This is a genomic window from Streptomyces sp. NPDC006739 (genome assembly GCF_042869815.1).
GTDB lineage: Bacteria > Actinomycetota > Actinomycetes > Streptomycetales > Streptomycetaceae > Streptomyces.
In genome coordinates this window covers 291,344-312,503 of the sequence record NZ_JBIAGM010000002.1, presented here as the reverse complement: position 1 = coordinate 312,503, position 21,160 = coordinate 291,344, and the positions used below count along the sequence as shown (strand labels likewise).

General features: G+C 73.5%; 23 protein-coding genes and 1 pseudogene. 15 read left to right on the top strand and 9 right to left on the bottom strand.

Features of this window, described 5'->3' with window-relative positions:
• Position 1: 1 nt before the first annotated feature.
• From priA to hisF, 3 genes are read left to right on the top strand one after another with little or no spacing between them, the layout of a single operon-like run.
• Positions 2-727 carry a bifunctional 1-(5-phosphoribosyl)-5-((5-phosphoribosylamino)methylideneamino)imidazole-4-carboxamide isomerase/phosphoribosylanthranilate isomerase PriA gene (priA, locus tag ACFYMM_RS04830; protein WP_388383855.1) on the top strand — a complete coding sequence of 242 codons (726 nt, stop codon included), beginning with the start codon at positions 2-4 and terminating at the stop codon, positions 725-727.
• Positions 724-1,119, top strand: a complete 396-nt coding sequence (locus ACFYMM_RS04825) for a RidA family protein (RefSeq protein WP_388383853.1) — start codon at positions 724-726, stop codon at positions 1,117-1,119. The genes priA and ACFYMM_RS04825 overlap by 4 nt, the downstream gene beginning before the upstream one ends.
• The gene (gene hisF, locus ACFYMM_RS04820) at positions 1,116-1,871 is read left to right on the top strand and encodes an imidazole glycerol phosphate synthase subunit HisF (protein WP_388383852.1); all 756 of its coding nucleotides are present in this window, start codon (positions 1,116-1,118) and stop codon (positions 1,869-1,871) included. Before ACFYMM_RS04825 ends, hisF begins: the two co-directional genes overlap by 4 nt.
• Before the next feature lie 24 nt (positions 1,872-1,895).
• Here the strand turns inward: hisF and ACFYMM_RS04815 are convergent, their stop codons facing one another.
• Complete coding sequence (locus ACFYMM_RS04815) at positions 1,896-2,294, bottom strand: VOC family protein (protein ID WP_388383850.1); 399 nt, start codon at positions 2,292-2,294, stop codon at positions 1,896-1,898.
• A 32-nt stretch (positions 2,295-2,326) separates the two neighbouring features.
• Complete coding sequence (locus ACFYMM_RS04810) at positions 2,327-2,962, bottom strand: TIGR03085 family metal-binding protein (protein WP_388383848.1); 636 nt, start codon at positions 2,960-2,962, stop codon at positions 2,327-2,329.
• A gap of 83 nt (positions 2,963-3,045) precedes the next feature.
• Here ACFYMM_RS04810 and hisI point away from each other — a divergent pair, with 83 nt between their 5' ends.
• The 11 genes from hisI (at position 3,046) to lgt (ending at position 11,931) form a co-directional block, all read left to right on the top strand.
• On the top strand, positions 3,046-3,450 hold the full coding sequence (hisI, locus tag ACFYMM_RS04805; protein WP_388383846.1) for a phosphoribosyl-AMP cyclohydrolase: 405 nt from the start codon (positions 3,046-3,048) through the stop codon (positions 3,448-3,450).
• 11 nt (positions 3,451-3,461) lie between these two features.
• Positions 3,462-4,940 (top strand): anthranilate synthase component I, encoded by a 1,479-nt coding sequence (locus tag ACFYMM_RS04800; protein WP_388383844.1) that lies wholly within the window; start codon positions 3,462-3,464, stop codon positions 4,938-4,940.
• 71 nt (positions 4,941-5,011) lie between these two features.
• Positions 5,012-5,650, top strand: coding sequence for a TIGR02234 family membrane protein (locus tag ACFYMM_RS04795; RefSeq protein WP_388383842.1), 639 nt, complete (start codon positions 5,012-5,014; stop codon positions 5,648-5,650).
• Positions 5,651-5,780: 130 nt separating this feature from the next.
• A complete protein-coding gene (locus ACFYMM_RS04790; RefSeq protein WP_388383841.1) occupies positions 5,781-6,038 on the top strand; it encodes an HGxxPAAW family protein in 258 nt (85 codons plus the stop codon).
• Positions 6,039-6,116: 78 nt separating this feature from the next.
• Entirely contained in the window at positions 6,117-6,563 is a 447-nt protein-coding gene (locus tag ACFYMM_RS04785) for a DUF2752 domain-containing protein (RefSeq protein ID WP_388383839.1), read from the top strand.
• Between the two features lie 136 nt (positions 6,564-6,699).
• The gene (gene trpC / locus ACFYMM_RS04780) at positions 6,700-7,509 is read left to right on the top strand and encodes an indole-3-glycerol phosphate synthase TrpC (protein WP_388383837.1); all 810 of its coding nucleotides are present in this window, start codon (positions 6,700-6,702) and stop codon (positions 7,507-7,509) included.
• A gap of 21 nt (positions 7,510-7,530) precedes the next feature.
• Complete coding sequence (gene trpM, locus ACFYMM_RS04775; RefSeq protein ID WP_388383835.1) at positions 7,531-7,764, top strand: tryptophan biosynthesis modulator TrpM; 234 nt, start codon at positions 7,531-7,533, stop codon at positions 7,762-7,764.
• 70 nt (positions 7,765-7,834) lie between these two features.
• Entirely contained in the window at positions 7,835-9,118 is a 1,284-nt protein-coding gene (trpB, locus tag ACFYMM_RS04770; RefSeq protein ID WP_388383834.1) for a tryptophan synthase subunit beta, read from the top strand.
• Positions 9,115-9,951: a tryptophan synthase subunit alpha gene (trpA, locus tag ACFYMM_RS04765; RefSeq protein WP_388383833.1), complete on the top strand. Its 837-nt coding sequence runs from the start codon at positions 9,115-9,117 to the stop codon at positions 9,949-9,951. Before trpB ends, trpA begins: the two co-directional genes overlap by 4 nt.
• 87 nt (positions 9,952-10,038) lie before the next feature.
• A complete protein-coding gene (locus ACFYMM_RS04760; RefSeq protein WP_388383831.1) occupies positions 10,039-10,806 on the top strand; it encodes a DsbA family protein in 768 nt (255 codons plus the stop codon).
• A gap of 96 nt (positions 10,807-10,902) precedes the next feature.
• On the top strand, positions 10,903-11,931 hold the full coding sequence (gene lgt / locus ACFYMM_RS04755; protein WP_388383829.1) for a prolipoprotein diacylglyceryl transferase: 1,029 nt from the start codon (positions 10,903-10,905) through the stop codon (positions 11,929-11,931).
• Positions 11,932-11,988: 57 nt separating this feature from the next.
• On the opposite strand, the gene ACFYMM_RS04750 is transcribed toward lgt, so the two are convergent.
• From ACFYMM_RS04750 to ACFYMM_RS04720, 7 genes and pseudogenes are all read right to left on the bottom strand, one after another.
• Positions 11,989-12,801: an HpcH/HpaI aldolase/citrate lyase family protein gene (locus ACFYMM_RS04750; protein ID WP_388383827.1), complete on the bottom strand. Its 813-nt coding sequence runs from the start codon at positions 12,799-12,801 to the stop codon at positions 11,989-11,991.
• Positions 12,798-14,012 (bottom strand): CaiB/BaiF CoA transferase family protein, encoded by a 1,215-nt coding sequence (locus tag ACFYMM_RS04745; RefSeq protein ID WP_388383825.1) that lies wholly within the window; start codon positions 14,010-14,012, stop codon positions 12,798-12,800. The genes ACFYMM_RS04750 and ACFYMM_RS04745 overlap by 4 nt, the downstream gene beginning before the upstream one ends.
• Positions 14,009-14,902 (bottom strand): ribokinase, encoded by an 894-nt coding sequence (rbsK, locus tag ACFYMM_RS04740; RefSeq protein WP_388383824.1) that lies wholly within the window; start codon positions 14,900-14,902, stop codon positions 14,009-14,011. Before rbsK ends, ACFYMM_RS04745 begins: the two co-directional genes overlap by 4 nt.
• Positions 14,899-16,281: an ADP-ribosylglycohydrolase family protein gene (locus tag ACFYMM_RS04735; protein WP_388383822.1), complete on the bottom strand. Its 1,383-nt coding sequence runs from the start codon at positions 16,279-16,281 to the stop codon at positions 14,899-14,901. Before ACFYMM_RS04735 ends, rbsK begins: the two co-directional genes overlap by 4 nt.
• Entirely contained in the window at positions 16,269-17,468 is a 1,200-nt protein-coding gene (locus tag ACFYMM_RS04730) for an ADP-ribosylglycohydrolase family protein (protein ID WP_388383820.1), read from the bottom strand. The genes ACFYMM_RS04735 and ACFYMM_RS04730 overlap by 13 nt, the downstream gene beginning before the upstream one ends.
• Positions 17,469-17,475: 7 nt before the next feature.
• Positions 17,476-18,600: an ADP-ribosylglycohydrolase family protein gene (locus ACFYMM_RS04725; protein ID WP_388383818.1), complete on the bottom strand. Its 1,125-nt coding sequence runs from the start codon at positions 18,598-18,600 to the stop codon at positions 17,476-17,478.
• A 416-nt stretch (positions 18,601-19,016) separates the two neighbouring features.
• A pseudogene (locus ACFYMM_RS04720) lies at positions 19,017-19,967 on the bottom strand (ADP-ribosylglycohydrolase family protein); the annotation flags it as partial.
• Positions 19,968-20,206: 239 nt separating this feature from the next.
• Between ACFYMM_RS04720 and ACFYMM_RS04715 the strand changes: the two are divergent.
• Positions 20,207-20,938 (top strand): VIT1/CCC1 transporter family protein, encoded by a 732-nt coding sequence (locus tag ACFYMM_RS04715; RefSeq protein WP_388383816.1) that lies wholly within the window; start codon positions 20,207-20,209, stop codon positions 20,936-20,938.
• The last annotated feature ends 222 nt before the right edge of the window (positions 20,939-21,160 follow it).

The window sequence follows — 21,160 nt, the reverse complement described above, 5'->3', positions numbered from 1 at the left end:
CATGGCCAAGCTCGAACTCCTCCCCGCCGTCGACGTCCGCGACGGCCAGGCCGTCCGCCTGGTGCACGGCGAGTCCGGGACCGAGACGTCGTACGGCTCCCCCCTGGAGGCCGCCCTCGCCTGGCAGCGGTCCGGCGCCGAGTGGCTGCACCTGGTCGACCTGGACGCCGCCTTCGGCACCGGCGACAACCGTGAGCTGATCGCCGAGGTCGCCAAGGCGATGGACATCAAGGTGGAGCTGTCCGGCGGCATCCGGGACGACGCCTCCCTGGCCGCGGCCCTGGCCACCGGCTGCACCCGGGTGAACCTCGGCACCGCCGCACTGGAGACCCCCGAGTGGGTCGCCGGGGTCATCGCCGAGCACGGCGACAAGATCGCGGTGGGCCTGGACGTCCGGGGCACCACGCTGCGCGGCCGCGGCTGGACCCGCGACGGCGGCGACCTCTACGAGACGCTGGCCCGGCTCGACAAGGAGGGCTGCGCCCGCTACGTGGTCACCGACATCGCCAAGGACGGCACCCTCCAGGGCCCGAACCTGGAGCTGCTGCGGAACGTCTGCGCGGCGACGGACCGGCCGGTCGTGGCGTCCGGCGGCGTGTCGTCCCTGGACGACCTCCGGGCCATCGCCGAACTGGTACCCCTCGGTGTCGAGGGCTCCATCGTCGGGAAGGCCCTCTACGCGAAGGCGTTCACCCTGGAAGAGGCCTTGGAGGCGGTGGACCGGTGAGCGATGTGCGACGCGTGAGCAGCGGCATGCCCTGGGAGGACGAGTTCGGCTACTCCCGCGCGGTGGAGCTGCCGAACGGTCTGGTGCTGGTTTCCGGCTGCACGTCCATGGTGGACGGCCAGATCGCCGGGGGCGGACCGTACGAGCAGGCGGTCAACGCCTTCAACATCGCGCTGGCGGCGCTGGGGCAGGTGGGACTCGGTCGTGACGACGTCGTGCGCACGCGCATGTACATCACGCACGCCCGGGACGTGGAGGAGGTCGGGCGCGCCCACAAGGAGCTGTTCGACACCGTCCGGCCCGCCACATCCATGATCATCGTCTCTGGTTTCGTGGACCCCAGCCTGGTCGTCGAGATCGAGGTGGAGGCGTTCCGAGGAGTGTCCGCATGACCCTGGCGGTACGAGTCATCCCCTGCCTGGACGTGGACGCCGGCCGGGTCGTCAAGGGCGTCAACTTCCAGAACCTGCGCGACGCGGGCGACCCCGTCGAGATGGCGAAGGTCTACGACGCCGAGGGCGCCGACGAGCTGACGTTCCTGGACATCACCGCGTCCTCGGGCAACCGTGAGACGACCTACGACGTGGTCCGCCGCACGGCCGAGCAGGTGTTCATCCCGCTGACGGTGGGCGGCGGGGTCCGTACGGCCGAGGACGTGGACAAGCTGCTGCGGGCGGGCGCGGACAAGGTCGGCGTCAACACGGCGGCGATCGCCCGCCCCGACCTGATCCGGGAGATCGCCGAACGCTTCGGCCGGCAGGTGCTGGTGCTGTCGGTGGACGCGCGCCGTACCCCCGAAGGCACCTTCGAGGTGACCACCCACGGCGGCCGTCGCGGCACCGGCATCGACGCCGTGGAGTGGGCCCACCGGGCGGCCGAGCTGGGCGCCGGCGAGATCCTGCTGAACTCCATGGACGCGGACGGCACCAGGGACGGCTACGACCTGGAGATGCTCGCGGCCGTCCGCAAGCACGTCACTGTCCCGGTGATCGCGTCGGGCGGCGCCGGCCGGCTCGAGGACTTCCCGCCGGCCGTGGCGGCGGGCGCGGACGCGGTCCTGGCGGCCTCCGTCTTCCACTTCGGCGACCTGCGCATCGGCGAGGTGAAGCAGGCACTGCGGGAGGCGGGCCACCCCGTCCGGTGACACCCGCCCCGCCGGACCGTTGATTCACCCCTTCGGCTGAGTCAGCTGCACCAGGTTGCCCACCGTGTCGTCGAGCACCGCCGCGATCACCGGGCCCTGCTCCTGCGGCGGATGCGTGAAGCGGACGCCCAGGGCGCGCAGCCGCTCGTACTCCGCGTGCAGGTCGTCCACCGAGAAGACGATGCAGGGGATCCCGGCCTCGTACAGGGCCCGGCGGTACGGCTCCGCGACGGGGCCGCCGCCGGGCTCCAGCAGCAGCTGGAGGTCCCGCTGGGCCCCGTCCGGCGCGCCGACCGTGACGAACAGCGTGCCGCCGCCCAGGTCCAGGTGGGTGCGGGTCTCGAAGCCGAGCACCCCGGTGTAGAAGGCGTGCGCCGCCGCCACGTCGTCGACGTACACACCGGTCATCGCGACCTTGATCACGGCAGCCCCTCGGATGGCTCGGCCCGGACCGCTCAGATGCCCAGCTGCCTGGACTCGTGCAGCGTCTCGATCGCGTCCGCGTCCCCGTCCAGATCCACCTTGGCCGCCTGCTGCCGGCCGTACGCGAACAGCAGCAGTTCGGACGGCTCACCGGTCACCGTGACCACCGGCGTGCCCCGGTGCGCCACCGCCGTCTGGCCGTCCGGACGGCGCAGCACCAGCCCCGTCGGCACCCCCCGCCCCACCAGCCGCGCGGTGCGCTCCAGCCGGGACCACAGCGCGTCCTGGAACACCGGGTCCAGCTCGCGCGTCGCCCAGTCGGACTGGGCCCGGCGGACGTCCTCCGCGTGCACGTAGAACTCGACCGTGTTCGACATCTCGTCGATCTGCTTGAGCTGGAAGGGCGAGAAACGCGGCGGTCCCGTCCGGATCAGCTGGATCAGCTCCTCGTACGGCTTGGCCGCGAACTCCTCCATCACCTTGTCCAGCCGGCCGGCGAGCTGCTTGATCACGATGCCCCCGGCCGCGTCCGGCCGCCGCTCGCGCACCACCACGTGCGCGGCCAGGTCCCGGGTCCGCCAGCCCTCGCAGAGGGTCGGGGCGTCCGGACCGGCGGTTTCCAAGAGGTCGGCGAGCAGGAGCCGTTCACGCTTGGCGAAAGTCGACATGCGGTCAGCCTACGACCGCCCACCGGGTCCGGACAGTGGACAACACCCCGGCCCTGTCGGTGCCGCGCGGCACAATGGCACCCATGACCAGTACGACCGGCACGCCCCGGCCCAGCAGCCTCGACCCGGAGATCGCCGCCCGCCTCAGGCGCGCCGCCGACGGGCTCGTCCCCGCCATCGCCCAGCAGTACGACACCGGTGAGGTGCTGATGCTCGGCTGGATGGACGACGAGGCGCTGCACCGCACGCTGACCACCGGCCGCTGCACCTACTGGTCGCGCAGCCGCCGGGAGTACTGGGTCAAGGGCGACACCTCCGGCCACGTCCAGTGGGTGAAGTCCGTGGCGCTCGACTGCGACGCCGACACCCTGCTGGTCAAGGTCGACCAGGTCGGCGCCGCCTGCCACACCGGCGACCGCACCTGCTTCGACGCCGACGTACTCCTCGGTGACGGCGCCGGTTCCCCCGCCGCCGCCTCGGATCAGTAAGGTCGGCCGCCATGGACCTCGAGACCTTCCGCAAGCTCGCCACCGACCGCCGCGTCATCCCGGTCACCCGCAAGCTCCTCGCCGACGGCGACACCCCGGTCGCCCTCTACCGCAAGCTCGCCGCCGAGCGACCCGGCACCTTCCTGCTGGAGTCCGCGGAGAACGGCCGCTCCTGGTCCCGGTACTCGTTCGTGGGCGTCCGCAGCGCGGCCACGCTCACCGCCCGCGACGGCCAGGCGCACTGGCAGGGCACCCCGCCCGTCGGCGTCCCCACCGACGGCGACCCCCTCGCCGCGCTGCGCGCCACCATCCAGACCCTGCACACCCCCCACCAGGAGGGCCTGCCGCCGTTCACCGGCGGCATGGTCGGCTACCTGGGCTACGACATCGTCCGCCGCCTGGAGAAGATCGGCCCCGGCGAGCGGGACGACCTGCGGCTGCCCGAGCTGACCATGCTCCTCACCAGTGACCTCGCCGTCATGGACCACTGGGAGGGCTCCGTCCTGCTGATCGCCAACGCGATCAACCACAACGATCTCGACACCGGCGTCGACGAGGCCCACGCCGACGCCGTGGCCCGGCTCGACGCCATGGAGGCCGACCTGTCCCGGGCGATCGCCCAGCCCGCGACCGCCCTGCCGCCCTCCGAACTCCCCGAGTACACGGCCCGGTGGGGCGGCCCCGACTTCCAGGCGGCCGTCGAGGACGTCAAGGAGCGCATCCGGGCCGGCGAGGCCTTCCAGGTCGTCCCCTCGCAGCGCTTCGAGACGCCGTGCACCGCGAGCGCCCTGGACGTGTACCGGGTGCTGCGGGCGACCAACCCGTCCCCGTACATGTACCTGTTCCGCTTCGACGGCTTCGACGTGGTCGGCTCCTCCCCGGAGGCGCTCGTGAAGGTCGAGGACGGGCGGGCCATGGTCCACCCCATCGCCGGCACCCGGCACCGCGGGGCCACCCCGCAGGAGGACCAGGCCCTCGCGGACGAGCTGCTCGCCGACCCCAAGGAGCGCGCCGAGCACCTGATGCTCGTCGACCTCGGCCGCAACGACCTCGGACGGGTCTGCGAGCCCGGCTCCGTCGAGGTCGTCGACTTCATGTCCGTCGAGCGGTACTCGCACGTGATGCACATCGTCTCCACGGTCACCGGCCGGGTGGCCCAGGGCCGTACGGCCTTCGACGTGCTGACCGCCTGCTTCCCGGCGGGCACCCTCTCCGGCGCCCCCAAGCCCCGCGCGATGCAGATCATCGACGAACTCGAACCCTCCCGCCGCGGCCTGTACGGCGGCTGCGTCGGCTACCTCGACTTCGCCGGCGACTCCGACACCGCCATCGCCATCCGTACGGCCCTGCTGCGCGACGGCACCGCCTACGTCCAGGCGGGCGCCGGCATCGTCGCCGACTCCGACCCCCTCGCCGAGGACCAGGAGTGCCGCAACAAGGCGGCGGCGGTCCTGCGCGCGGTGCACACCGCCAACCGGCTGGGCGAGTAGGGCGCTTCCGCAGGAGTGGGGTGCTTCTCACGTGAACCCCGGGTGACGGTTCGCCCGGGGTTCGGGGGATAGTGGAGTACGTGACTGCTGTTCCCCACCCCCGTTCCGAGGCCGCCGTGGGCGCCCGCTCCGGCCGCCGGAGTCTCGCCGTGGCGCTGCTGTGCGGCGCGCTCGGCGCGGCCGTGGCGCTCCTGGCCACCCGGCAGCGTTGGTCGGAGGGCACCGCGACGGTGGCCGGCGGCGCCTTCCCGCTGACCGCCAAGGGCAGCGACGTCACGGGCGTCCCCGCGGCCCTCGCCATAGTGGGCCTCGCCGCGCTCGTCGCCGTCTTCGCCGTCCGCCGGGCCGGCCGCTTCCTGGTCGCCGGGCTGCTCGCGCTGTCCGGCGCCGGGATCGTCGCCGCGGCCCTCGTCGGCGCCTCCGACAGCTCCGCGCTCGACGACAAGGCCGCCCAGGCCACCGGCGACACCTCGGCCACGGTCGCCGCCCTCAGCCACACCGGCTGGCCCTACGTCGCGGCCGTCGGCGGCGCCCTGATCCTGCTCGCCGGCCTGCTCGCCCTGCGCTACGGCCGCCTGTGGCCCGCCATGTCCGGCCGCTACGAGCGCGGCACCCAGCGCCCCCGCCGCACGGCCCGGGCCGCCGATCCCGAGCGCCCCGAGGAGATCTGGAAGGCGCTGGACCGGGGCGAGGACCCGACCGGGGCGTAGCCGGCGGCGGCGCCCGTACCGATGTGGCGAAACAGACGCCACCCCCGCTCACGGCGGGCGCGGGCGTACGGGACAATGACGTATGACGACTCACGTCGTACGAGAAGCACACAGCAGCGAGGAGCAAGTCATGGCGGGCAGCAGCCACGGTCACACCCCGGCCGCCTGGACCGGTGTCACTATCGCGATCATCGGTTTCTGCGTGGCGGGGGCCTTCATGGTGATGGCACAGCCGGTGGGCTTCTGGGCCGGCATGGTGATCGTGGTCCTCGGCGGTGTCGTCGGCGCCGTGATGCGCTCCATGGGCCTGGGCCAGCCGAAGCGGACGCACGCCGTTCCGCACGTCGCCCCCGCCGCGACCCGCGAGCCGGCCGGCGCCGAGAGCTGACACCGCCTCCGCGAGGGGCGGCCGGCACCGAGGGTGCCGGCCGCCCCTCGCGCGCGTGTTCCCGCGGTACAGGGCACAATGCGAGGCGTGAACGCCGACAGCCACAGCGCCGCCGAGGCGACGCCCACCGCCCTGTGGGGCAGGCTCGCCGTCCCGGCCGGGATCCTCACCGCCGTCGCCGGGGCCTTCGCCTACGTCGGCACCGTCGACCCGAACCAGCCCGGCCACTACCCCGTCTGCCCCCTGTACCGGCTCACCGGCCTGTACTGCCCCGGCTGCGGCGGCCTGCGCAGCGCGCACGCCTTCATCCACGGGGACTTCCTCGGCGCGCTCCGGGACAACGCGGCGGGTGTGGCCGCCTACCTGGGCTTCGCCGTGCTGTGGACCGTCTGGGTGGTCCGCGCGGTACGCGGACGACCGGTGCCCACCGAGCTGGGGCGGACCCAGATGTGGACCGTGGGCGCGTTGCTGCTGGTCTTCACGCTTGTCCGGAACCTGCCCTTCGGTGGCTGGCTGCATCCTTGATCAATCCATGAACGTCCAGGTAGTGGGACCGCCGTCGGCCGGATGTGAGGCCTTCCCGCTCCTGCGGATACCATCGCAGTGACCACGGGTTTTCAGAACCTGAAGGAAAACGACCGTCTGGAAGGGGGCCGCTCGCGTGAGTGTGCTCGACGAGATCATCGACGGAGTCCGTGCCGACCTTGCGGAGCGGCAGGCGCGCGTCAGCCTCGACGAGCTCAAGGAGCGCGCGGCGAACGCCCGTGCCGCCAAGGACGGCGTGGCCGCCCTGCGCGGCGACGGGGTCAAGGTCATCTGTGAGGTCAAGCGGTCCAGCCCGTCCAAGGGCGCGCTGGCCGCGATCGCCGACCCGGCGGGCCTCGCGGCGGACTACGAGGCGGGCGGCGCGGCCGTCATCTCGGTCCTGACCGAGCAGCGCCGCTTCGGCGGCTCACTGGCCGACCTGGAGGCCGTGCGCGCCCGGGTCGACATCCCGGTCCTGCGCAAGGACTTCATCGTCACGTCGTACCAGCTGTGGGAGGCCCGCGCGTACGGCGCCGACCTCGCGCTGCTGATCGTGGCCGCCCTCGACCAGCCGGCCCTGGAGTCGCTGATCGAGCGCGCCGTCTCCATCGGCCTCACCCCGCTCGTCGAGGTCCACGACGAGGACGAGGTGGAGCGGGCGGTGGACGCGGGAGCCAGGATCATCGGCGTCAACGCGCGCAACCTGAAGACGCTGGAGGTCGACCGCACCACGTTCGAGCGGATCGCCCCCGAGATCCCGGACCACATCGTCAAGGTCGCCGAGTCCGGCGTCCGCGGCCCGCACGACCTCATCGCCTACGCCAACGCCGGCGCCGACGCGGTCCTGGTCGGCGAGTCCCTGGTGACGGGCAAGGATCCCAAGACGGCGGTGTCGGACCTGGTGGCGGCCGGCGAGCATCCCGCTCTGCGGCACGGACGCGGTTGATCACCCGGTAGGCTGACCCCGATGACTCCCACCACGACGACCCTGGACCGGTACGCCCGCCTCGCGCGCGGCTGCCGTCCTCGCGGCTGCCGCGCCCCGGCACGCCGGGTGCACGGTCGCAGGGTGCGTTACGTCATCGGAGACGAACCCGGCCAGGTGAACGGCCGTCGATGGCAGCGCGCCCCACAGGGGCGCGGGGCAGTGTCGAACGTGCGGCTTCCGCCGCGCGAGCGCGACGAGCCACACACGGCCTGAGGTCGCACGACGGACTCCGCCCCCACGGCGAAACAGTGTCTTTTCCACGCACTCACCGTGAGGTTTCCGCATGCCCAGCGACTTCTTCATCCCCGACCCGGAGGGTCAAGTCCCCACAGCCGAAGGCTACTTCGGCAGCTTCGGCGGCAAGTTCATCCCGGAGGCCCTCGTCGCCGCCGTGGACGAGGTGGCCGTCGAGTACGACAAGGCCAAGCACGACCCGGAGTTCGCCCGCGAACTGGACGACCTGCTGGTCCACTACACCGGCCGGCCCAGCTCCCTCACCGAGGTCCCCCGCTTCGCCGCCGAGGCGGGTGGCGCCCGGATCTTCCTCAAGCGGGAAGACCTCAACCACACCGGCTCCCACAAGATCAACAACGTGCTCGGCCAGGCCCTGCTCACCCGGCGCATGGGCAAGACCCGTGTCATCGCGGAGACCGGCGCCGGACAGCACGGCGTCGCGACCGCGACCGCGTGCGCCCTGTTCGGCCTCGAGTGCACCATCTACATGGGTGAGATCGACACTCGGCGCCAGGCCCTCAACGTGGCCCGCATGCGCATGCTCGGCGCCGAGGTCATCGCGGTGAAGTCCGGCAGCCGCACGCTGAAGGACGCGATCAACGAGGCCTTCCGCGACTGGGTCGCCAACGTCGACCACACCCACTACCTCTTCGGTACGGTCGCCGGCCCGCACCCCTTCCCCGCGATGGTCCGCGACTTCCACCGGGTCATCGGCGTCGAGGCCCGCCGCCAGATCCTGGAGCGGGCCGGACGTCTCCCCGACGCGGCCGTCGCCTGCGTCGGCGGCGGCTCCAACGCCATCGGCCTCTTCCACGCGTTCATCCCCGACGAGGGCGTACGCCTCATCGGCTGCGAGCCGGCCGGCCACGGTGTCGAGACCGGCGAGCACGCGGCCACCCTCACCGCCGGCGAGCCCGGCATCCTGCACGGCTCGCGTTCCTACGTCCTGCAGGACGAGGAGGGCCAGATCACCGAGCCGTACTCGATCTCGGCCGGTCTGGACTACCCGGGCATCGGTCCCGAGCACTCCTACCTGAAGGACAGCGGCCGGGGCGAGTACCGCGCGGTCACCGACGACGCGGCGATGCAGGCCCTGCGCCTGCTGTCGCGCACCGAGGGCATCATCCCGGCGATCGAGAGCGCGCACGCACTCGCGGGCGCGCTGGAGGTCGGCAGGGAACTCGGCGAGGACGGGCTGATCATCGTCAACCTGTCCGGCCGCGGCGACAAGGACATGGACACCGCCGCCCGCTACTTCGGCCTGTACGACACCGACGCCGAGGTCGCCGCCAACGCGGCCGACACCGCCGAGATCGAGGGGGACGCCAAGTGAGCGGCGCTGCGTTCAACAGTAAGAGGGGCCAGCTGTTGACGGACACCCTCGCCGGCGCCAGGGCCGAGGGCCGCTCCGCGCTCATCGCCTACCTCCCGGCCGGGTTCCCGACCGTGGACGGCGGCATCGAGGCGATCAAGGCCGTCTTCGCCGGCGGTGCCGACGTCGTCGAGGTCGGTCTGCCGCACAGCGACCCCGTCCTGGACGGCCCGGTCATCCAGACCGCCGACGACATCGCCCTGCGCGGCGGCGTCAAGATCGCCGATGTGATGCGCACGGTCCGCGAGGCCCACGGTGCCACCGGGAAGCCGGTCCTCGTCATGACGTACTGGAACCCGATCGACCGCTACGGCGTGGAGCGGTTCACCGCCGAACTGGCCGAGGCGGGCGGGGCGGGCTGCATCCTGCCCGACCTGCCGGTGCAGGAGTCGGCTCTGTGGCGGGAGCACGCCGACAAGCACGGCCTCGCGACCGTCTTCGTCGTCGCCCCCAGCAGCAAGGACGCCCGGCTCGCCCAGATCACGGCGGCGGGCAGCGGCTTCGTCTACGCCGCCTCCCTGATGGGCGTCACCGGTACCCGCGCGTCGGTCGGCGCGCAGGCCCAGGACCTGGTGGAACGCACCCGGGCCACCGGCACCGACCTGCCCGTCTGCGTCGGGCTCGGCGTCTCCGACGCGGCCCAGGCCGCCGAGGTCGCCGGCTTCGCCGACGGCGTGATCGTCGGCTCCGCGTTCGTCAAGCGGATGCTGGACGCGCCGGACCACGCGGCCGGCCTCGATGCGGTCCGGGAGCTGGCCGGTGACCTGGCCAGGGGCGTGCGCGGACAGGTGTAGGCGCGCGCAACGGAACATTCGCTCACCCGAACGGGTGGACCTGGGACCGGGGAGGCGCGCTGCGCCTCCCCGGTTCGTTCTGGGGGTGTGAGCGAGAAGAACCATGACGGAAAGCGCACCGCCCGGGAGCGGCTGGCGGTCGAGCGTGAGAAGCAGAAGTCCGTGGAGCGGCGGCGGCGCACGCTGATCGTCGGCGCGAGCATCGTCTGCGTCCTGGGCCTGGCGGCGGTGATCGGCGTGGTCGCCGCCAAGGCGGGCAAGAGCAAGGGCAGCGCGGGCCCGGTCGTGGCGCCGTCCGGCGCGCAGGGCAAGGACAGCCTGGCGATCCCGGTCGGCAAGGACGGCGCCAGGTCGACGCTCACCGTGTGGGAGGACTTCCGCTGCCCGGCCTGCATGGCCTTCGAGACGGCGTACCGGCCCACGCTCCACGAGCTGACCGACTCCGGCAAGCTCAGAATCGAGTACCACCTGGTCCGGCTGATCGACGGCAACCTCGGCGGCACCGGCTCCCGGGACGCGGCCAACGCGGCGGCCTGCGCCCAGGACGCCGGAAAGTTCCGTGACTACCACGACGTGCTCTACGCGAACCAGCCCAGGGAGACCGAGGACGCGTTCTCCGACGACGCGAAGCTGATCGGGCTGGCGGGCAAGGTGAACGGCCTGGACACGCCCGCGTTCCAGAAGTGCGTCAAGGACGGCACCCACAACAGCTGGGTGAACAAGTCCCACAAGGCCTTCCAGTCCGGCGGCTTCACCGGCACCCCGACCGTGCTGCTGGGCGGCAGGAACATCTACCAGGACCAGACGATGACCCCGGCGAAGCTCAAGCAGATGGTGGAGGCCGCCCAGAAGTGAGGACCCGGCCGTAAACGTTTCTCACGTCCCCGTTATGGACCCGTAGCCGGGCTGCCTGCCGTCGGCCCGGCCCGGCACGGTAGCGTCGACCCTGCCATGGAACTTGCCTACATTCCCAGCCCGTCGCGCGGGGTGCTGTACCTCGGCCCCATCCCGCTGCGCGGCTACGCGTTCTGCATCATCATCGGTGTCTTCGTAGCCGTCTGGCTCGGCAACAAGCGCTGGATCGCCCGCGGCGGCCGGGCCGGCACGGTGGCCGACATCGCGGTCTGGGCCGTGCCCTTCGGCCTGGTCGGCGGCCGGCTCTACCACGTGATCACGGACTACGAGCTGTACTTCAGCGAGGGCCGTGACTGGGTCGACGCCTTCAAGGTGTGGCAGGGCGGTCTCGGCATCTGGGGCGCGATCGCGCTCGGCGCGGTCGGCGCGTGGATCGGCGCCCGCCGCCGTGGCATCCCGCTGCCCGCGTACGCCGACGCCATCGCGCCCGGCATCGCCTTCGCGCAGGCGATCGGCCGCTGGGGCAACTGGTTCAACCAGGAGCTGTACGGGCGCGAGACGCACCTTCCGTGGGCGCTGCACATCACCTCCTCCGAGGGCGGCCGGGTCCCGGGCTACTACCACCCGACGTTCCTCTACGAGTCGCTGTGGTGCGTCGGCGTCGGCTTCCTGGTCATCTGGGCCGACCGCCGCTTCACGCTGGGCCACGGCCGGGCGTTCGCCCTGTACGTCGCCGCGTACTGCGTGGGCCGGGGCTGGATCGAGTACATGCGCGTCGACGACGCCCACCACATCCTGGGCCTGCGCCTCAACGACTGGACCGCGATGATCGTGTTCCTGCTCGCGGTGCTGTACATCGTGGTGTCCTCCAAGAAGCGGCCGGGCCGGGAAGCGGTGGTGGAACCCGGCGCCCTGGAGGCGGAGCCCGGCACCGGGGCCGAGACGGAGAGCGGTTCCGACGGGGTCGACAAGACCGAGGTGAAGGCCGGGGACAAGGCCGAGGCGAAGACCGGCGACAAGACCGAGGACACGGCGGGGCCCGCCGACGCCCGGGCCGGCGAGCCGGGCGATTCCGAGGACTCCGACGCCAAGGACGAGGCCGGCTCGGCGACGAAGAAGAGCTGACCGGCGGCCGTACGGCACCGAGGGCGCCCGGAGTACTCCGGGCGCCCTCGCCGTGTGTCAGGACCGCCCGACCAGGGACAGCGTGCGCCGCGCCGCCGCCACCACCGCCGCGTCCACGAAGCGCCCGTCCGGCAGGGCCTGCGCGCCCGGGTTCGCGGACGCAGCCTTGACGACCGTCTCGGCCTGTTCGACCTCCGCCTCCGTGGGCAGGTACGCCCGCTCGATCACCGGCAGCTGACGGGGGTGGATCGCCGCCCGGCCCAGGAAGCCCAGCGCGCGCCCGTGGGCACAGCTCGCGGCGAGTCCCCGCAGGTCCCGGATGTCGGGGTGGACCGACTGGGGCGGCGGGGGGAGACCGGCCGCGCGGGCGGCGACGACCACACGGGAGCGGATCCAGTCCAGCCCGGCCTCGTCCCGCAGACCCAGGTCGGCCCTGAGATCGGCCTCACCGAGGGAGATGCCCCGCAGCGAGGGGTGCGCGGCGGCGACGGCGTACGCGTGCTCGATGCCCAGGGCCGTCTCCAGGAGGGCGTAGAGGGGCAGGGTGGTGGCGCCGGCGACCCGCCGCACCTGTTCCGGCGACGTCACCTTCGGCAGCCGCAGCCCCGACACGCCCGCCAGCGGGGCCACCGCGGCGAGGTCCGCCGCCGCCCAGGGACCGTCCAGCGCGTTGACGCGCACCTGGACCGGGACCGGGAGGTGCTCGCGGAGCAGGTCGGCGGTGGCCGCTCGGGCGTACTCCTTGCGGTCGGGGGCGACCGCGTCCTCCAAGTCGATCACCACCACGTCCGCGCCCGACACCAGCGCCTTGGCCACCACGTGCGGGCGGTCCCCCGGGACGTACAGCCAGGTCAGCGGGAACGGCGTCACAGGACGCCCTCCTCGCGCAGGGCGTGGCGCTCGGCCGCGGTCAGGCCCAGTTCGGCGAGGACCGCGTCCGTGTCGGCGCCGTGCGGGCGGCCCGCCCAGCGGATCGCGCCGGGCGTGGCGGACAGCCGGAACAGGACGTTCTGCATGCGCAGCGGTCCCAGCTCCGGGTCGTCCACCGTGGTGACGGTGTCCAGGGCCTGGTACTGCGGGTCCGCCAGCACGTCCCGGACGTCCTGGACCGGGGCCGCCGCCGCCTCCGCCTTCTCGAAGGCCGCGAGGACCTCGGCGCGGCCGCGGGCGGCGATCCAGGAGCCGACCGCCTCGTCCAGGACCGCGGCGTGCGCGGCCCGGCCGGCGCCGGTCGCGAACCATGGCTCGTCGATCAGCTCCGCACGCCCCACCAGGCGCAGCACCCGCTCCGCCACCGACTGGGCGGAGGTGGAGACCGCGATCCAGGCGCCGTCGGCCGTGCGGTAGGTGTTGCGGGGGGCGTTGTTGGCGGACCGGTTGCCGGTGCGCGGCTGCACCAGACCGAGCTGGTCGTACCAGGTCGGCTGCGGGCCGAGGACGGTCAGGATCGGCTCGATGATCGCCATGTCCACCACCTGGCCCTCGCCGGTGCGCTCCCGCGCGGCCAGCGCGGTCAGCACGGCGTACGCCGTCGCCAGGCCCGCGATGGAGTCGGCGAGGCCGAACGGCGGGAGGGTCGGGGGCGCGTCCGGCTCCCCGGTGACGGCGGCGAAGCCGCTCATCGCCTCGGCGAGCGTGCCGAAGCCCGGCCGGTGCGCGTACGGGCCGAACTGTCCGAAGGCGGTGACCCGGGTCAGCACCAGCCGCGGATTGACGGCGGCCAGCTCCTCCCAGCCCAGGTCCCACTTCTCCAGGGTTCCCGGGCGGAAGTTCTCGATGACGACGTCCGCGGTGGCGGCCAGCCGCAGCAGGGTGGTCCGGCCGCCGGGCTTGGACAGGTCGAGGGTGATGGTGCGCTTGTTGCGCCCGAGCACCTTCCACCACAGACCGATCCCGTGCTTGGCGGGGCCGTGGCCCCGGGACGGGTCGGGCCGTTCGGGGTGCTCGACCTTGACGACCTCGGCGCCGAAGTCGCCGAGCAGGGTGGCGGCGAGGGGGCCGGCGAAGAGGGTCGCCAGATCGAGGACCCGCAGACCGCTCAGCGGCGGGGCCGAAGCGCCCGAAGCGGTGGGGGCGCTCATGCGGTGTACTGCGCCTCGATCTCCGGGCGGTACGGCATCGACGCCGACGCCCCCGGCCGCTGCACGGAGATCGAGGCCGCCGCTGCCGCCCAGGTCAGCGCCTCCCGGACCGGTTTCTCCTCGGCGAGGGCCACCGCGAGCGCGCCGGCGAAGGTGTCGCCCGCGCCGGTCGAGTCCACCGCCGTCACCCGGGGCGCGGGGACCACGAGCGGCTCCGCGTGCCGGGACACGTACAGGCTGCCCGCCGCGCCCAGGGTGACGACCACCTCCGGCACCAGTTCGAGCAGCGCGATGGCGGCGTCGCGCGGGTCGGTGCGGCCGGTGAGGGTGACCGCCTCGTACTCGTTGGGCACCAACAGGTCGACGGCTTCGAGGAGTTCGGGGGGCAGCGGCTGGGCGGGGGCGGGGGTGAGGACGGTACGGACGCCGTGCCGGCGGGCGGCCTGCGCGCCGGCCAGGACCGCGTCCAGCGGGATCTCCAGTTGCAGCAGGAGCGAGTCGGCGGAGGCGATGACGCCCTCGTCGCCGACGGAGAGGTGGTCGACGGTGCCGTTCGCGCCGGGGATCACCACGATGGCGTTGGCGCCCTCGTCGTCCACCACGATGTGCGCGGTGCCGGACGGCCCCTCGACCGTGCGCAGCGAGTCGGTGTCCACACCGGAGTGTTCGAGGGTGTCGCGCAGCCGGACGCCGAAGGCGTCGTTGCCGACCGCGCCGATCATCGAGACGGTGGCGCCGGCCCGGGCCGCGGCGATCGCCTGGTTGGCGCCCTTGCCGCCGGGGACCGTGTGGAACTCCCGTCCCGTCACGGTCTCCCCGCGTTGCGGCGCCTTCTCGACGTACGCGACGAGGTCCATGTTCGTGCTGCCGAGCACGGCGATGTGGGTCATGGGCGGTTCGCCTCCGGGTGAGTGAGCGCGTGGGTGAGATGGGCGAGGGTGTCGAAGCCGGTGCCGTCGAAGTCGGCGACGGAGGTGGCGAGCCGGTTCTTCAGGGGGGCCGTCCAGCGGTGGGGGAGCGCGGTCGGGCTGCCCGCGAGGAGGCCGGCGATGCTGCCGGCGGTCGCGCCGTTGGAGTCGGTGTCCCAGCCGCCGGACACCGCACGGCAGACCGAGCCGGTGAAGTCGCCGTCGGCGTGGGTGAGGGCGGCGGCGAGCAGGGCGGTGTTGGGGATCGCGTGGACCCAGTGGTGGACGGGGGAGTGGAGGGCGTGCAGTTCGTCCACGACCGTGTCGAAGTCCTCGTGCCGCTCGGCCAGTCGGACGGCGTGGCCGACGGCGTGGGCCAGCCGGGAGCGGGGCGGGATCACCGAGCGGCCGGCCCGCAGACAGGCGTGCACGTCATGGGTGCCGGTGGCCGCGGTGGCGATGGCGGCGGCCGTGAACATGGCCGCGTAGACGCCGTTGGCGGTGTGGGTGAGGGTGGCGTCGCGGTGGGCCTGTTCGGCAGCGGCGGCCGGGTCGCCGGGGTTGGTCCAGCCGTGCACGTCCGCGCGGATCAGGGCGCCGATCCATTCGCGGAAGGGGTTGCGGTGGCGGGCCGTGTGCGGGGGCTCGACACCGGTGAGGAGGTTGCGGTAGGCGACGCGTTCGGCGGTGAAGGTGCGGCCGGCCGGGAGTTCGTCGAGCCAGAGCCCCGCCACGTCCGTGGTGGTGAAGGCCTTGCCGTGGCGTTCGAGCAGCAGGAGGTTGAGGAGCGGGTAGTTGAGGTCGTCGTCCTCGGGCATGCCGTCGATGTTCTCGGCGAGGCTGGTCGCGGCGGAGCGATGGTTCCACGGATAGGTCTCCAGGAGGTCCCCGGGGACGCCCCGCGCGGTGAACCAGGTGGTCAGGGGCCAGTTGCCGGTGGACCTGGCGAGTCGGCGGATGCCGTCCAGGGGGAGCTTCTCCACCGGTTTGCCCAGGAGGCAGCCGACCGCTCTGCCGAGCCAGGCCGCCTCCAGGCCGAGCGGGCCGGGGTCCGGGCCGCCGGGGCCGGCGGGCCGGGCCGGCCAGTGCGGACACAGCTTCCTGATCTTCTCCAGTTCCGTCGGCTCGTCCTCCGTCAGTCTGCTGGGCAGGTCCGCCAGTTCGTCCAGCAGGTCGTCCGCCAGCAACCGCAGATAGCGCGAGGCCCGCGGCCCCGAGGCCCCGGCCCGCCGCGGCGCCCGGCCGCCGCCCGCCGCCCGCCACCTCGCCTCGATCGCCCTGGGCTCACGGCCGTCCTGCCTGGCCTGGTCGAGTTCATGACCCAGCAGGTCCTCGGGCTGGACCCAGGTCAGTCGGAGCATCCGGAGCCCCCGAGTTCTGCGAACGCCCGTTCGTGAGACCGTCGGCGTCGTACGTCCCGTTCGTACACCTCCCGGGCCACCTCCGTGAGGACACGGCCCGGTTCCCACAGGTCCAGGCGGCTCGCCTCGGCCACCGTCTTGGACCACTCCTCGGGCACGGGGGAGCCGAGGGCGCCGGCCAGGGCACCGGCCATCGTCGCGATCGAGTCGCAGTCGCGGCCGTAGTTGACCGAACCGAGGACCGCCGCGCGGTAGTCGCCGCCGGAGACCAGCAGCATGCCGAGGGCGACGGGGAGTTCCTCGACGGCGTGCAGCCGGGACGGGCGGCGGGCGGCCAGCGAGGGGTTGCGGTAGTCCGGGCCCACCGTGTCGTACGGGGCGACCGCCTCCCGCAGCGGGACCAGTGCCGACTCGAAGTCGCCGTGGCGGGCGGCCACTTCGCACACCGCGTCGATGGCCTTGCGGGTGCCGTCCTTCGCCAGCTCCAGGCAGGCCGCCACCACCGACCCGGGGGTCGCGCCGGGCGTCACCGCCGCCGCCACGGCCGCCGCGAACACGCCGGCCGCCTCCCTGCCGTACGACGACTGGTGGGCGCCGGCGATGTCCAGCGCCTCGGCGTACGCCGCCTCCGGACGGGCCGCGTTGACCAGGCCGACGGGCGCCATGTACATCGCCGCACCGCAGTTGACGATGTTGCCCACGCCCGCTTCCCTGGGGTCGGCGTGACCGTAGGCCAGTCGTGCCACCAGCCACTTCTCCGCGAGGAAGATCCGGTGCAGGGGAAGCGCCTCGGCCTCCAGCTCCGGGATCCAGCGCGGGTTCGTCATCAGGTCGGGGACCAGGTGGTCGGCGACGGCGTAGGCGTCGAGGTGGTCGCGGACCTGGTCGTACACCCGTACCAGCGCGTGCGTCATCAACGTGTCGTCGGTGACATGGCCGTCGCCCTTGTGGTACGGCGCGAGCGGGCGGGCGGTGCGCCAGGCGGCACCGTTCCAGGGGCCGACGACGCCGGTGACACGGCCGCTGTGCCGTTCCATGATCTGGTCGGGGGAGTAGCCCTCGACGGGGCCGCCGAGGGCGTCGCCGACGGCGGCTCCGACGAGGGCCCCGGTGATCCGTTCGTCCAGCCGCGACAGACGCGGCCCGCCGTCCGCTGCCCGTTTGATTTCTTCTCCTTTGGGCGTCATGCCCGAATCATCCCCCCGGAGGGGGCGGTTGCGCGGCTTCCAGGAGTCCGGCGAGTTCCACCAGGTCGGTGCCGGTGAGGCGGGGCAGGGTGCAGCCGGGCAGGACGCGGCAGGCCTCCCGCCAGGCGGACGGAACGGCGTCGCCGCCGCCGAGGGCTCCGGTGAGGGCGCCCGCGAGGGCGGGGGCGGAGTCGGCGACCCGGGACAGACAGGCCGCCGCGGGGACGGCCTCGGCGATGCGGCCCCGTGCGGCGGTGGCCAGGGCGAGGGCGACGGGGACCGTCTCGGCGGCGGCGATGCCGTAGCTGTAGACATGGTCCACGATCTGGTGTTCGAGGAGGGGGACGAGGGCGAAGGCGCCGACGGCGGGGCCGGCGTCCCGGGCCAGCGCCAGGGCGTGGCGGGCGTTGCGGCCGATCTCCGTCCCGGCCGGCAGCTCGGCGAGCGCCGCCGTGACGCACGCGTCGACGTCGGCTCCGGCGAGGGCCAGCGCGAGGGCGGCGGCCATCGCCCGGGCGCCGTGCACACCGTCGCCGTCCTGGGTGTAACGGGCGTCGAACTCGGCCAGGTCGGCGGCGGCTCCCGGGTCGCCGGGGTGGGCCACCGCGAGCACACAGGCGCGGACGCAGGCCGCGTCGTCGAAGTAGTGAGGGTTGTCGTGGCCGCTGGCGGGCGGACGCAGGCCGGCGGCGAGGTTGCCGAGTCCGGCGCGCACGGAGATACGGGCGCGCAGGGGCAGCACGGCCGACTCGATCTCCGGGGCGCGTTCCGCCGCCGCGGCGACCTCGCAGGCCACGGCGCTCCAGGTGAGGTCGATGGCGGCGCGCGTCCGGCGTTCCCTGCTGAGGTCGCCGAGCGCGCTGTCGTCGCCTGCGCGCAGCACCGCCTCGGCCGCGAACGCCGCCCACTCGGCGTCGTCGGAGGGGCCGAGGCGCAGCGGCTCCGGGGGCTGGTTGAGCGCGATCGGCACCGGGAGGGTGGTCGTGGCGTTCTGCTCGGCGAAGGTGTCCAGCTCGCGCGTCAGCCGCCGGGTCCACTCGGGCATCCGCGCGGCCCGGTGCCGAGCGGCGGGCCAGCCGGCGGCGTCGCCTGCGGCGAGGCCGAGCAGGAGCCCTTCGATACGCCGCGTCATGACCGGGACTCGCCGGTGGGGGTGCCTGCGACGGCGGGGTGGGGGGAAGCGGCGGTGAGGGTGGCGACAGTGGTGCCGGTGGGCGTGGTGGCCGCTACAGCGGCGGTGGCCGGGGTGGCGGCAGTGATGGCCGCTACAGCGGCGGTGGCCGGGGTGGCGGCAGTGGTGCCGGTGGGTGCTGTGGTGGGCGCGACTGAGGTGGTGGGCGCGACTGGGGTGGTCGGGGTGTCCGGGGTGGCCGAGGTGGCCGAGGTGGCGGTGACGGCGGCGGTCGCAGCGGCGAGGGCGGCGGCAGTGGCGGCAGTGGAGGGGGCGGCGGTGGCCGCAGTGGTGGGGGCGGCGGTGGCGGCCGTGGTGGTGGGGGCCGGGAGGGGGCTTCGCCCTGGGAGTCTCAGGGGCTTCACGGGGGCCGGGGCCTCTTGGGGTACCAGCAGGTCGGCCACCTCCAGGACGTGGCGGCCGGCCATCGACGGCAGGCAGCTGCCCCGGGCCGGGCCGATCGCCGCGGACCACTCGGCCGGGATCGCCGCGCTGCCCTGGGTTGCGCCCGCGAGGGCGCCCGCCACCGCGGCCGTGGTGTCCGCGTCGCGGCCCATGTTCACGGCCGTCAGGACCGCCTCCCGGAAGTCGCCGTCGGCCGCCGCGTACGCGCCGAAGGCGAGGGCGACCGCCTCGGGGGCCAGGTCGGTCCAGGGGTAGCCGCCGATGACGACCGCGGAGCGCACCGCGCGTTCGCCCCGGTGGGCGACCGCGACGGCACGGCGCAGGGAGCGGGCCGTCCAGGAGTCGTCGGGGACCACCGCGAGCGCGGAGGCGACGACCACGGCGGCCGGGGCGCCCGCCATCGCCGCCGCCACCCCGGCGGCGACCGCCTGGCCGCCGTAGATGCCCTCGCCCTCATGGCTGACCGAGCCGTCGATCGCCACCAGCCGTGCCGCCTCACCCGGGCGCCCCGCCGCGAACACCCCGAACGGCGCCGCCCGCATCGCCAGCCCGTCGCTCCAGGCGTGCCGGTGCTGGGCGGAGATGGGTGCCGCCAGCCCCCGGCGCAGGTTCTCCAGCGTGCCGCGCTCGCTGAAGCCCGCCCCCCGGAAGCGGCCCTCCGCGCGGTCGGCGATCCACTCGTGCCAGGCCGCCTCCGCGTGCGCCGGGGTGAGCGCCGAGCCGTGCCGGGCCAGCAGCAGGCCGGAGAAGATCGCGTACTCGGTGTCGTCGGTGCCGGACGGCTTCTCGGCCACGTACCCGGTGATGCGGCCCCAGCGGGCCCGGATCTCGGAGGGCTTCAGGTTCTCCGCCGGCGCCCCGAGCGCGTCGCCGACGGCCAGCCCGAGCAGCGCGCCGCACGCCCGTTCGCGGATCGATGCCATAGGGCCACACCTCCGGGGCGGCTCCGCCAGGGCGCGGAGCCCTTTGGGGAGATGTCCCCCCACCGGGGTGCGGGGGAGCCTCGGACAGGGTGCTGTCACCCGGTCGCATCGCCAAAACCGCAGGTTAGCCCAGCCTTTCCTTGCTGGCGGGGACGGAATGCCGGGCGTAGATTCGGTGTTGTCGAAAAGTAGAACCGATCCAAAGTTAGCTTTGGCTAAGCTTCCTGGGGGACCCCTTCATGGCCATCATCGAAACCGAGGCGGCGCTGCACGAGGCGCACCGCGACAACCACACGCACCGGGACGTCAACGGTGGCTGGCTGCGCCCCGCCGTCTTCGGCGCCATGGACGGCCTGGTCTCCAACCTCGCCCTGATGACCGGCGTCGCGGGCGGCTCGGTGGGCCATCAGACCATCGTCATCACGGGTCTCGCCGGACTGGCGGCCGGCGCCTTCTCCATGGCGGCCGGAGAATACACCTCCGTCGCCTCCCAGCGTGAGCTGGTCGAGGCCGAGCTCGACGTCGAGCGGAGCGAACTGCGCAAGCACCCGCAGGACGAGGAGCGCGAGCTGGCCGCGCTCTACGAGAGCCGGGGCGTCGAACCCGAGCTGGCCCGGGAAGTCGCCCGGCAGCTGTCCCGGGACCCCGAGCAGGCCCTGGAGATACACGCCCGCGAGGAACTGGGCATCGACCCCGGCGATCTGCCGTCGCCGCTGGTCGCGGCCGTGTCCTCGTTCGGCTCCTTCGCGCTGGGCGCGCTGCTGCCCGTCCTGCCCTTCCTGCTGGGCGCGACCGCGCTGTGGCCGGCCCTGCTGCTCGCGCTCGTCGGGCTGTTCGGCTGCGGCGCCGTGGTGGCAAGGGTGACCGCGCGCAGCTGGTGGTACAGCGGGCTGCGGCAGCTCGTGCTGGGCGGGGCGGCGGCCGGTGTGACGTACGCCCTGGGCAGCCTGTTCGGTACGGCCGTAGGATAGCCGTACCGCTACTTATGCGTTGGGCCGCATAGATAGCCATTACTCGCTGGTTTCGACCGCGTGACCACCGGGCATGAGCCGTAAGCGCTGTGGGCAATGACGCCTGCCGTACACCTGCGGGGTGGGCGACGACGCTCCCCCCGCCCCGTGGGCCGACCGGCACCGATCTGATCGATCTTGTCCGGATCGGTTCCCCCATACTTCTGCCGCCCGTGCGTGGTA

What these genes read in the sequence shown, in the direction of transcription:
- priA (WP_388383855.1), top strand. Translation starts at nt 2, where the DNA reads ATGGCCAAGCTCGAACTCCTCCCCGCCGTCGACGTCCGCGACGGCCAG.
- hisF (WP_388383852.1), top strand. Translation starts at nt 1,116, where the DNA reads ATGACCCTGGCGGTACGAGTCATCCCCTGCCTGGACGTGGACGCCGGC.
- ACFYMM_RS04810 (WP_388383848.1), bottom strand. Translation starts at nt 2,962, where the DNA reads ATGTCGACTTTCGCCAAGCGTGAACGGCTCCTGCTCGCCGACCTCTTG.
- hisI (WP_388383846.1), top strand. Translation starts at nt 3,046, where the DNA reads ATGACCAGTACGACCGGCACGCCCCGGCCCAGCAGCCTCGACCCGGAG.
- ACFYMM_RS04800 (WP_388383844.1), top strand. Translation starts at nt 3,462, where the DNA reads ATGGACCTCGAGACCTTCCGCAAGCTCGCCACCGACCGCCGCGTCATC.
- ACFYMM_RS04790 (WP_388383841.1), top strand. Translation starts at nt 5,781, where the DNA reads ATGGCGGGCAGCAGCCACGGTCACACCCCGGCCGCCTGGACCGGTGTC.
- ACFYMM_RS04785 (WP_388383839.1), top strand. Translation starts at nt 6,117, where the DNA reads ATGCGAGGCGTGAACGCCGACAGCCACAGCGCCGCCGAGGCGACGCCC.
- trpM (WP_388383835.1), top strand. Translation starts at nt 7,531, where the DNA reads ATGACTCCCACCACGACGACCCTGGACCGGTACGCCCGCCTCGCGCGC.
- trpB (WP_388383834.1), top strand. Translation starts at nt 7,835, where the DNA reads ATGCCCAGCGACTTCTTCATCCCCGACCCGGAGGGTCAAGTCCCCACA.
- lgt (WP_388383829.1), top strand. Translation starts at nt 10,903, where the DNA reads ATGGAACTTGCCTACATTCCCAGCCCGTCGCGCGGGGTGCTGTACCTC.
- ACFYMM_RS04745 (WP_388383825.1), bottom strand. Translation starts at nt 14,012, where the DNA reads ATGAGCGCCCCCACCGCTTCGGGCGCTTCGGCCCCGCCGCTGAGCGGT.
- rbsK (WP_388383824.1), bottom strand. Translation starts at nt 14,902, where the DNA reads ATGACCCACATCGCCGTGCTCGGCAGCACGAACATGGACCTCGTCGCG.
- ACFYMM_RS04735 (WP_388383822.1), bottom strand. Translation starts at nt 16,281, where the DNA reads ATGCTCCGACTGACCTGGGTCCAGCCCGAGGACCTGCTGGGTCATGAA.
- ACFYMM_RS04730 (WP_388383820.1), bottom strand. Translation starts at nt 17,468, where the DNA reads ATGACGCCCAAAGGAGAAGAAATCAAACGGGCAGCGGACGGCGGGCCG.
- ACFYMM_RS04725 (WP_388383818.1), bottom strand. Translation starts at nt 18,600, where the DNA reads ATGACGCGGCGTATCGAAGGGCTCCTGCTCGGCCTCGCCGCAGGCGAC.
- ACFYMM_RS04715 (WP_388383816.1), top strand. Translation starts at nt 20,207, where the DNA reads ATGGCCATCATCGAAACCGAGGCGGCGCTGCACGAGGCGCACCGCGAC.